Below are 9698 nucleotides of genomic sequence, written 5' to 3' on the forward strand. Positions count from 1 at the left end.
TCTCGCGAGGGGAGCGGGCCCCAGGGAGGGCCCGAGCGCACCGAACCCCGCCGGCGCTAGGGGGTATGGCGGTGCCGGTGGTGGGCGTCGGGGGTGTGCGGGTGCGCGTGCGTGACCGGCTCGTGCCGGTGCGGGTGGGTGTGCCAGACCCCGGGCGCGATCGGCTGGTCGTGCGCGTGCTGGTGGTGCGCGTCGTGGCGATGCAGGTGCGTGTGCTCGAGCGCGGCGTGCGTGTGCACGTGCTCGTGGCGCTCGGTCAGGTGCAGCGCGACACCCGCCGCCATGAGCGCCCCCGCGACGCCGAGCTGCCAGGTCAGCGGCTCGCCGAGGGCGACGGCGAGGGCGGCTCCGACGAAGGGGCCGGTGCCGAAGTACGCGCCCGCCCGGGCGGCGCCGACCTCGCGGAGCGCGACGATGAACAGCACGAGGCTCACCCCGTAGGACGCCAGCCCGATCGCGAGCGCGCCCGCGAGCTGGCCCGGCCCCGGCCAGGACGCCCCCGCGGCGGCGGCCAGCACGAGGTTCGTCGGCCCCGCGACCAGGCCCTTCACCATGGCGAGCCAGGTCGCGTCGGTCAGCGACACCCTGCGCGTGAGGTTGTTGTCGAGGCCCCAGCACAGGCAGGCGCCCAGGATCAGCAGCGGGCCGGGGCCGGCGCCGAGGGCGACGCCCGAGGCGTCCCCGAGCGAGAGCACCGCGGCGCCGGCGACGATCGCCAGCATGCCGAGCGCGACGCGCCGGTCCACGTTCTCGCGGAACACCACCCACGCGATGACGGCCGTGAACACCCCCTCCGCGTTCAGCAGCAGGGACGCCCCCGACGCGGGCATGCTCGCCAGGCCCGCCATGAGCAGCACCGGCCCGAGGACGCCGCCGAGGCCGACGGCCCCGGCGATCCAACCCCATTCGGACGCCGCCGGCCGGACGCGGGGGCGTCCGGTCGCCAGGCGGTAGGCCAGCAGCCCGACCCCGGAGCCGCAGTAGAGGAGGCCGGCCAGCAGCCACGGGCTGACGTCGGCGGTGAGCAGGAGCTTCGCCAACGGCGTCCCGGCGCCGAAGAGCGCGGCGGCCGCCAGGCCGGCGGCGACGCCGGGCGACGCGAGGGTGCGGAGCGCGCGGGACATGGCGGCAGCCTAACGAGGCGCGCGCGGCGGGGAGGGGCCGTCCCGAGGTGGGGCTTGTGACGTTTCTCTGTGGCAGTCTCGACCCCCCAGGGCGGAGAGTGTCACAAAGAAACGTCACACGGGCAGCGGCGTCCGGAAGCACCAGACGTGGACGCTGACGTCCACGTCGGCGGGGGCGACGTCGTCCGGGACGCCGTGGAACGCGTTCGGACCCATCGCGATCAGGTCGCGCACCACCCCCGCGGACGCCGGCTTCGCGTACTCGACCGTCCAGCGCCCCACCGCCTCCACATACCCGGACGCCGACCGCAGCAGGCGATCGTCCTTGTCGGGCTCGATGCCGAGCAGCCCGTGGCGCTCCCGCAGGCCCGCGAGGTGGGACGCCGTCGGCGTCACCACGACCAACAACCCGCCGGGGACCAGCACGCGGGCGAACTCGGCCATGTTCCGCGGCGCGAACACGCACAGCACGGCGCCCACGCGCCGCGGACGCACCGGCAGGCGTCCCCACACGTCCCCCACCACGGACGCCGCGCGCCCGTGCGCCCGGGCCGCGCGCTTGGCGGCGGCGACGGAGACGTCGAGGGCGACCCCGCGGGCGTCCGGGTGGGCGTCGAGCGCCGCGGCGAGGTAGTAGCCGGTGCCGGCGCCCACGTCGAGCACCACGGACGCCCCCCACAGCCGGGTTGCGACCTGCTCCGCGATCGGCGCGTACAGGCCGCTGCTCAGCACGCGGTCGCGGGCGGCCACCATCGCCGGGGTGTCGGCGTTCGCGGGCGGCGCCTGCCCCAGCAGGTTCACGTACCCCTGCCGGGCGACGTCGAACGCGTGCCCCTCGGGGCAGCGGACCGGCCGCTCCCCGACGTCGAGTCCCTGCTCGCACACCGGGCACGCGAGGACGCCGCGGGCCGCGTCCAGGCTCACAGGACCCGGATGCTGCCGCCGTCGATGCCGACCATCGTGCCGGTCACGTAGGACGCCGCGTCCGACAGCAGGAACGCCGCGACCTTGCCGAACTCCTCGGGACGCCCCACCCGCCCGAGCGCGGACGACGACCCCATGGCGGCCAGCGCGGCCTCCGGGTTCGGGGTGCCGCTGATGAGGGAGTCGATGCGGTCGGTGTGGACGGTGCCCGGCATCAGCCCGACCACCCGCGAGCCCTGCGGCCCCAGCTCGGCGGAGAGCTGCAGCAGCACCATGCCCAGCCCCGGACGCATGCCGTTCGACGGGGCCATGTCGTCCAGCGGACGCCGCGCCGACGAGCTCAGCACGAACGCCATCGCGACCGGGTTGTCCGCCGCCGCGACGACGGCGCGCGCCACCCGGATCGCGGCCAGGAACACACCCTCGAACGCCCCGGTCCACTGCTCGTCGGTGACCCCCAGCACGCTGCCCCGCGGCGGGCCGCCCACGCTGACCAGGGCGCCGTCGAGGCGTCCGAACGCCTCCTTGGCCGCGGCGGCGACGCGTTCGGCGGTCGCCGGCTCGCTCAGGTCGGCGGCCAGATAGCGGGCGTTCTCGCCGAGTTCGCGGGCGGCGGAGGCCAGCTTGTCCTCGGTGCGTGCGACCAGGAACACCCGCGCCCCCTCGGCGACGAGTTGCTCGGCCGTCGCGCGGCCCAGCCCTCCGGACGCCGCCGTCACCAGGAACACCTTGCCGGTCAGCCCCAGATCCATGCCCTACCCCTCTCGTGCCTCATCGATCTCTTCTGCCTGATTCGTCGCCGCGCGGGTCTCAACTGCGCGAGTCCACCGCGTCGTCGGTGGTCGCGTGCGGGCTCCCCGCCGGCGTCTCGCCCGCCCGATCGGCCGCCTGATCGGACGCCGCCCTCTCCCGCGCGCGCCTGCGGTCGCGGACGTCGTTGCGGATCAGGATCACCAGCCCCACCCCGGCGATCACCGTGAACGCGAACCACTGCAGCGCGTACGAGAGGTGGGGGCCCTCGTCCAGGGCCGGGACGGCCACCGGCTGGAACCCGCCCGTCTGCGGCGGCGTCACCTCCAGCAGCCCGATGTAGCCGTTCACCAGCGGCGTCCCGACCCAGGTCGCCAGCGCGTCGGAGTTGATGAGCCGGATCGAGCCCTGCTGCGGCGTCGTCGCCTTCTCGTCGCCCTGCTCGTTGCGCCGCACGTGCCCGACGACCGTCACCTCGCCCGCGGGCGGCTCGGGCAGGACGGTCGGGAAGTCGGTGCCCGGCTGTCGCTCGACGAACCCGCGGTCGATCAGGACGGTCCGCCCGTCGGTGGTGCGCAGCGGCGTGACGACCTCCCAGCCGGTCTTCCCGTCGTTCGAGCGGTACCGGACGATGAGTTGCCTGTCGGTGACGAACGTCCCCGTCGCGCGGACGCGCTGCCACTGGTCGTCCTCGCCCAACGGACGGTTCATGATCGTCGCGTAGTCGACGACGGGCGAGGCCTCGTGCCGCGCGATCACGTCGTTGCGGTGCCGACGCTGGTCGAGCCGGTCGAGCTGCCACTCGCCCAGCCGGACGAACGTGAACGCCAGCCCCACCACGAACACGATCAGCAGCAGCCAGCGCAGCCACGTCCGCCCGCCGGACGCCCCCGAACGCCCCATGCCGGACGCCGAGCCGCCCATCGTCCTCACCGCGTCCCCTCCTTGCGGGGCTCCTCGCCCCTCTCCCGGACGCCGCCCTCCGCGGCGTCCTCCACGTCCCCGGGCACGACGACGCCCGGCTCCAGCGCCGGACGATCGGTCTGGGCCGCGTCCGTCACGCTCGCCTCGCTGCGGTTGTCGATGGCGTTCGCGAGGATCACGGCGATGCCCGGCAGCACGGCGGCGAGGATGAACATCACCCAGTTCCACGGCGCCGGCAAGAAGCAGCCGACGAGGAAGAACGCGACGCGCGCCGCCATCGTGAGCAGGTAGCGCTTCGTCCGCTCCTCGGTGTCGAGCGAGCGGGGTTTGCGGGCGCTCGTGATGAGCGCGGGCGCGTGCCCCCGGGCTGCCATGCCGGCCACTCTACGCGCGTGCGTGGGCGTCGGCGTCCCCGCGCGGGGCCCCGTGCAGTACGGTAACCGCCGTGAGTGAAACTGAAACGCGACGGAGCGTCCTGGTCACGGGCGGCAGCCGCGGCATCGGCGAGGCGATCGTGAAACGCCTGCTCGCCGACGGGCATCAGGTGGCGTGCGCGAGCACCAGCGGCAAGGCCCCCGAGGGGGCGCTCGGCATCGCCTGCGACGTGACGGACGCCGCGGCCGTCGACGCCGCGTTCGCCGAGGCCGAGAAGGCCCACGGCCCGGTCACCGTGGTCGTGGCGAACGCGGGCATCACGAAAGACACGCTCCTGCTGCGCATGAGCGACGCCGACTGGGACGCCGTGGTCGACGTGAATCTCAAGGGCTCGTTCCGCGTCGCCAAACGCGGCGTGAAGTCGATGCTGCGGGCCCGCGGCGGCCGCATCGTCTTCATCGGCTCGGTCGTCGGGCTCAAGGGCTCACCCGGGCAGGTCAACTACGCGTCGACGAAGGCGGGGCTGGTCGGCATGGCCCGCTCGATCGCGCGCGAGGTCGGCAGCCGGGGCATCACGGCGAACGTCGTCGCGCCCGGGTTCATCGAGACCGACATGACCGGCGTGCTCTCCGACGAGCTGAAGGCCCAGTACAAGAAGGAGATCCCGGCCGGGCGGATGGGCAGCGTCGACGACGTCGCGGCGGCCGTGGCGTTCCTGGCGTCCGACGACGCCGCGTACATCAGCGGGGCCGTCGTCCCGGTCGACGGCGGCCTGGGCATGGGGCACTGAGCCGGTCCCGATCAGGCACTGAGAAAGGAAAGCGGAGCTGTGGGAATCCTCGAAGGCAAGTCCGTCCTCGTCACCGGCGTGACGATGACCAACTCGATCGCCTACCGGGTCGCCGAGGTCGCGGCCGAGCAGGGCGCGACGGTCGTCATCTCGAACTTCGGTCGCGCGCTGTCGCTGACCAACCGCATCGCGAAGAAGCTCGACCCGGTGCCCCCGGTGCTGGAGCTCGACGTGACGAACGACGAACACCTCGCCGCGCTGCCGGACGCCCTCCGCGAGGTGGGCGTGACGAGGCTCGACGGGGTCGTCCACTCGATCGCGTTCGCGAACCCCGAGACCGCGCTCGGCGGCAAGTTCCTGACCACGGACTGGCCCGACGTGGCCAACTCGCTGCAGATCTCGGCGTTCTCGCTGGTCAGCCTGACGCGGGCCTGCGTCCCGCTGATGGACGCCGGGGGCTCCGTCGTCGGCATGACGTTCGACGCCCGCATGACCTGGCCCGCCTACGACTGGATGGGCGTGTCGAAGGCCGCGCTGGAGAGTGCGTCCCGCTACCTGGCGCGCTACCTCGGCGAGAAGGGCATTCGCTCGAACATCGTCTCCGCCGGCCCGCTCGACACGATCGCGAAGAAGGCGATCCCGGGGGCCGACTCGTTCAACGACATCTGGGCCGACCGGGCGCCGCTGGGGTGGGACGCGCGCGACACGACGCCCGCCGCGAAGGCCGTCGTGGCCCTGCTGTCGGACTGGTTCCCGGCGACCACCGGCGAGTTGATCCACGTCGACGGCGGTCTGCACTCGACCGGCGCCTGACGGGTAGGTTGGGGCCATGCAACCTGTGGTGGAACTCGCCGATGTGTCCGTCGTCAGGGGAGGGGCCACGCTGCTGTCCGACATCACGTGGCAGATCGCCGAGGGCGAGCGCTGGGTGATCATCGGCCCCAACGGCGCCGGCAAGACCACTCTCCTGCAACTCCTCAGCGCGAACATGCACCCCACGACCGGGTTCGTGCAGTTGCTGGGGGAGTACCTGGGCGCCGTCGACGTGTTCGAGCTGCGGCCGCGCATCGGGGTCACGTCGGCCGCGCTGGCCGACCGTATCCCGCGGGGCGAGGCGGTCGGCAACGTCGTCGTGTCGGCGGCGTACGGCGTGGTCGGCCGCTGGAACGAGCGGTACGACGCCACCGATCTTCGCCGCGCCGCCACGTTGATGCAGCAGTTCAACATCGCCCACCTGGGCAAGCGGACGTTCGGCACCCTGAGCGAGGGCGAGCGCAAGCGCGTCCAGATCGCCCGCGCGCTGATGACCGACCCCGAGTTGCTCCTCATGGATGAGCCCGCGGCGGGCCTCGACCTGGCGGGCCGCGAGCGTTTGGTCCGGACGCTGGGGCAGGTTGCGGGCGACCCCGACGCCCCCGCGATGGTGCTGGTCACCCACCACCTGGAGGAGATCCCGCCCGGCATGACCCACGCGCTGCTGCTGGCGGACGGCCACGTCACGGCGTCCGGGCCGATCGCCGACGTGATCACCGCCGAGCACCTCTCGACGACGTTCGGGTTGGAGCTCGACGTGACCGAGAGCGACGGGCGCTGGAGCGCGCGGGCGCGGTAGGCGTCCGGCGTGGACGGGAACCGTCGTCTGAGGGGCGGGAGCGCCCGGCCGAACAGCCCGCGGGGGCGCCGATGCGTGCACGCGTCGCGCGTGCGGGCGCGCGATCGTGCAGGGTCCGCGTGACGGTGAGGTGACATCCGGGTGACAAGCGAGTGCCCGGCGAAATCGGCCCCGTGACAGGGGGTGATGTCACAGGGTAAGAATGGGAGGCGTTATGCCGATCGAATCCGAACGGAGAACCATGTCGACTACTGTCGAGACTGCCTGGCAGCGCCGCCCCGAGGGCGCGCCGGAGACCATCAGCGACGAGACCGCCGAGCTCATCGAGGGCTGGTGGCGTGCAGCGAACTATCTGTCCGTCGGGCAGATCTACCTGCTGGACAACGCCATGCTGCGGCGTCCGCTGGAGCGCGACGATGTGAAGCGTCGCCTGCTGGGCCACTGGGGCACGACGTCCGGCCTGAACTTCATGTACGCGCACTTCAACCGCGCGATCATCGAGCGCAGCCTGAACGCGATCTACATCGCGGGCCCCGGTCACGGCGGCCCCGGTCTGGTCGCGAACGCGTACCTCGACAACACCTACACCGAGGTGTACCCGAACATCACGCGCGACGACGAGGGCATCCAGAAGCTGTTCAAGCAGTTCTCGTTCCCCGGCGGCATCCCGTCGCACGTGGCGCCCGAGACGCCCGGCTCGATCCACGAGGGCGGCGAGCTCGGCTACGCGCTGTCGCACAGCTATGGCGCCGTGTTCAACAACCCCGACCTGCTGACGTTCTCGGTGGTGGGCGACGGCGAGGCCGAGACGGGCCCGCTGGCCACGTCGTGGCACTCGAACAAGTTCGTCAACCCGGTGACCGACGGCGTCGTGCTGCCGATCCTGCACCTGAACGGCTTCAAGATCGCCAACCCGACGGTGCTCTCCCGCATCCCGCAGGAGGAGCTCGAAGACCTGATGCGCGGCTACGGGTACCACCCGATCGCGTTCGAGGCGTCCGCGGATGAGGATCACATCGAGGTGCACAAGCGCTTCGCCAAGGTGCTCGACGAGGCGCTCGACATGATCGTCGACATCAAGGAGAAGAGCGCGGGGGCCGACCCGAAGCAGGCCGAGCGTCCGTACTACCCGATGATCATCTTCCGCACCCCCAAGGGCTGGACAGGCCCGAAGGAGGTCGACGGCAAGAAGACCGAAGGCAACTGGCGCTCGCACCAGGTGCCGCTGTCGAACGCCCGCGACACCGACGAGCACCTGCACCTGCTCGAGGACTGGCTGAAGTCGTACAAGACCGAGGAACTGTTCGACGAGAACGGCGCGTTCCTGGAGAAGTTCGACGCGCTGCGTCCCGAGGGCGAGCTGCGCATGAGCGCGAACCCGGTCGCCAACGGCGGTCTGCTGCTGAAGGACCTGGTCATGCCCGACTTCCGCGACTACGCGGTCGAGCCGGACGCCGACGGTCACGGCGGCCCCATGGTCGAGTCGCCGCGCGTGCTCGGCTCCTTCTTCCGGGACATCGCGAAGGCGAACCCCACGAACTTCCGCATCTTCGGGCCCGACGAGACGGCGTCCAACCGGCTGCAGAACGTCTACGAGGTCACCGAGAAGCAGTGGCTGGCCGACTACGCGCCCGATGAGGACAGCTTCATCGAGCGGCAGGGCCAGGTGATGGAGATGCTGTCGGAGCACCAGTGCCAGGGCTGGCTGGAGGGCTACCTGCTCACCGGACGCCACGGCATGATGAGCAGCTACGAGGCGTTCATCCACATCATCGACGCCATGTTCAACCAGCACGCGAAGTGGCTGGAGTCGTGCGCGCACATCGGCTGGAGGCGTCCGGTGGCGTCGCTGAACTACCTGCTCAGCTCGCACGTGTGGCGTCAGGATCACAACGGCTTCAGCCATCAAGACCCGGGCTTCCTCGACGTCGTGCTGAACAAGTCGCCCGACGTGACCCGGGTCTACCTGCCGCCGGACGTCAACACGCTGCTCTCGACGTTCGACCACTGCCTGCGCAGCAAGGACTACGTGAACGTCGTCGTCGCCGGCAAGCAGCCCGAGCCGGTGTTCCTGAACATGGAAGAGGCGATCGCCCACTGCACCCGCGGCCTCGGCATCTGGGATTGGGCGGGCACCGAGGTCTCCGGCGAGGAACCCGACGTGGTGCTGGCCTGCGCCGGTGACGTCCCGACGCTGGAGACCCTGGCGGCGGCCGATCTGCTGCGGCAGAACATTCCGGATCTCAAGGTGCGCGTCGTGAACGTCGTCGACCTCATGCGCCTGCAGGACGCGGGGGAGCACCCCCACGGTCTGACGAGCCACGACTTCGACACGATCTTCACGCCCGACAAGCCGGTGATCTTCGCCTTCCACGGCTATCCGTGGCTGGTGCACCGCCTCACGTACCGCCGGACGAACCACTCGAACATCCACGTCCGGGGGTTCAAGGAGAAGGGGTCGACGACCACGCCGTTCGACATGTGCATGCTGAACGACATCGACCGCTTCCACCTGGTGATGGACGTCATCGACCGCGTCCCGAGCCTCGGCTCGAAGTACGCGGGCCTGCGGCAGAACATGATGGACCGCCGCATCGAGGCGGCCCACTACGCCCGCACGTGGGGCACCGATCTGCCGGAGATCGCCGACTGGGTGTGGCCGGACGCCGGCGACGCCGTCGGCAAGGTCGGCGGCACCGCCTTCACGGGCGGCGACAACGAGTAACCCTTTCCCACACGGACGGCCGCGGGCAGTGCCCGCGGCCGTTTCGTTTGTCCGGGTGGCTCTGAGGGAATTGGGGACGCTCAGAGGGGTCCGGGAGTCGCCGAGGCGTCAGGTGGGCGCTGAGGCGTCCGTGGTCAGCGGCGGATGAGGGATTGGAGTTCGCCGACGGGGAGGGTGCGGGTGGCGGTGGTGTGGCCGGGGAGGGTGCCGGTGTAGTTGAGGGTGGTCCAGGTGACGTTCCAGGTGCTGGTGGCGTGGATGGTGTAGCGGGTTTGGGGGAGGGAGGGTGTTTGGTAGGTGTGGCCGCAGGTGGGTGAGGGGGTGCCGGGTTCGAGGGTGTCGTCGTAGGGGGTGGTTTGGGTGCAGGTGATGGTGGTGCCGTCGCCCATGTCGAGGGTGAGGTGGGTGCGGTGGCCGGTGAGGGTGAAGGTGAGGCCGTCGTGGGTGGCGGTGTGGGTGATGGTGGTGGGGGTG

9 protein-coding genes and 1 pseudogene are annotated in these 9698 nt (G+C 71.5%); 4 read left to right on the forward strand and 6 right to left on the reverse strand.

Translation table 11 applies throughout. The annotated features are described in order from the left end of the window. Positions 1-56: 56 nt before the first annotated feature. From WMJ97_RS01265 to WMJ97_RS01285, 5 genes are all read right to left on the reverse strand, one after another. Positions 57-1124 carry a DMT family transporter gene (locus WMJ97_RS01265; RefSeq protein ID WP_347347138.1) on the reverse strand — a complete coding sequence of 356 codons (1068 nt, stop codon included), beginning with the start codon at positions 1122-1124 and terminating at the stop codon, positions 57-59. Positions 1125-1238: 114 nt separating this feature from the next. Continuing rightward, on the reverse strand, positions 1239-2048 hold the full coding sequence (locus tag WMJ97_RS01270) for a putative RNA methyltransferase (RefSeq protein WP_347347139.1): 810 nt from the start codon (positions 2046-2048) through the stop codon (positions 1239-1241). Further along, positions 2045-2800: an SDR family oxidoreductase gene (locus WMJ97_RS01275; protein WP_347347140.1), complete on the reverse strand. Its 756-nt coding sequence runs from the start codon at positions 2798-2800 to the stop codon at positions 2045-2047. The genes WMJ97_RS01270 and WMJ97_RS01275 overlap by 4 nt, the downstream gene beginning before the upstream one ends. A gap of 58 nt (positions 2801-2858) precedes the next feature. Beyond that, positions 2859-3722, reverse strand: coding sequence for an SURF1 family protein (locus WMJ97_RS01280; RefSeq protein ID WP_347347151.1), 864 nt, complete (start codon positions 3720-3722; stop codon positions 2859-2861). Positions 3723-3727: 5 nt separating this feature from the next. Beyond that, positions 3728-4096 carry a DUF3099 domain-containing protein gene (locus tag WMJ97_RS01285; protein ID WP_347347141.1) on the reverse strand — a complete coding sequence of 123 codons (369 nt, stop codon included), beginning with the start codon at positions 4094-4096 and terminating at the stop codon, positions 3728-3730. Between the two features lie 71 nt (positions 4097-4167). Between WMJ97_RS01285 and fabG the strand changes: the two genes are divergently transcribed. The 4 genes from fabG (at position 4168) to WMJ97_RS01305 (ending at position 9224) form a co-directional block, all read left to right on the forward strand. Further along, positions 4168-4887 carry a 3-oxoacyl-ACP reductase FabG gene (gene fabG, locus WMJ97_RS01290; protein WP_347347142.1) on the forward strand — a complete coding sequence of 240 codons (720 nt, stop codon included), beginning with the start codon at positions 4168-4170 and terminating at the stop codon, positions 4885-4887. Between the two features lie 39 nt (positions 4888-4926). Beyond that, entirely contained in the window at positions 4927-5700 is a 774-nt protein-coding gene (gene fabI / locus WMJ97_RS01295) for an enoyl-ACP reductase FabI (protein ID WP_347347143.1), read from the forward strand. 16 nt (positions 5701-5716) lie between these two features. Beyond that, positions 5717-6499 carry an ABC transporter ATP-binding protein gene (locus WMJ97_RS01300; RefSeq protein WP_347347144.1) on the forward strand — a complete coding sequence of 261 codons (783 nt, stop codon included), beginning with the start codon at positions 5717-5719 and terminating at the stop codon, positions 6497-6499. Between the two features lie 241 nt (positions 6500-6740). Beyond that, complete coding sequence (locus WMJ97_RS01305) at positions 6741-9224, forward strand: phosphoketolase family protein (protein WP_347347145.1); 2484 nt, start codon at positions 6741-6743, stop codon at positions 9222-9224. 134 nt (positions 9225-9358) lie between these two features. On the opposite strand, the pseudogene WMJ97_RS01310 reads toward WMJ97_RS01305, so the two are convergent. Then, positions 9359-9698: pseudogene (locus tag WMJ97_RS01310) on the reverse strand (hypothetical protein); the annotation flags it as partial.

The organism is Nigerium sp. (assembly GCF_039811905.1).
In the GTDB taxonomy this organism is placed as follows: domain Bacteria; phylum Actinomycetota; class Actinomycetes; order Propionibacteriales; family Propionibacteriaceae; genus Propioniciclava.

Bases quoted from the DNA above. Each gene is read 5' to 3' on its own strand.
- WMJ97_RS01285 (WP_347347141.1), bottom strand. From the start codon at position 4,096: ATGGCAGCCCGGGGGCACGCGCCCGCGCTCATCACGAGCGCCCGCAAA.
- WMJ97_RS01305 (WP_347347145.1), top strand. From the start codon at position 6,741: ATGTCGACTACTGTCGAGACTGCCTGGCAGCGCCGCCCCGAGGGCGCG.
- WMJ97_RS01275 (WP_347347140.1), bottom strand. From the start codon at position 2,800: ATGGATCTGGGGCTGACCGGCAAGGTGTTCCTGGTGACGGCGGCGTCC.
- WMJ97_RS01280 (WP_347347151.1), bottom strand. From the start codon at position 3,722: ATGGGCGGCTCGGCGTCCGGCATGGGGCGTTCGGGGGCGTCCGGCGGG.
- WMJ97_RS01265 (WP_347347138.1), bottom strand. From the start codon at position 1,124: ATGTCCCGCGCGCTCCGCACCCTCGCGTCGCCCGGCGTCGCCGCCGGC.
- WMJ97_RS01300 (WP_347347144.1), top strand. From the start codon at position 5,717: ATGCAACCTGTGGTGGAACTCGCCGATGTGTCCGTCGTCAGGGGAGGG.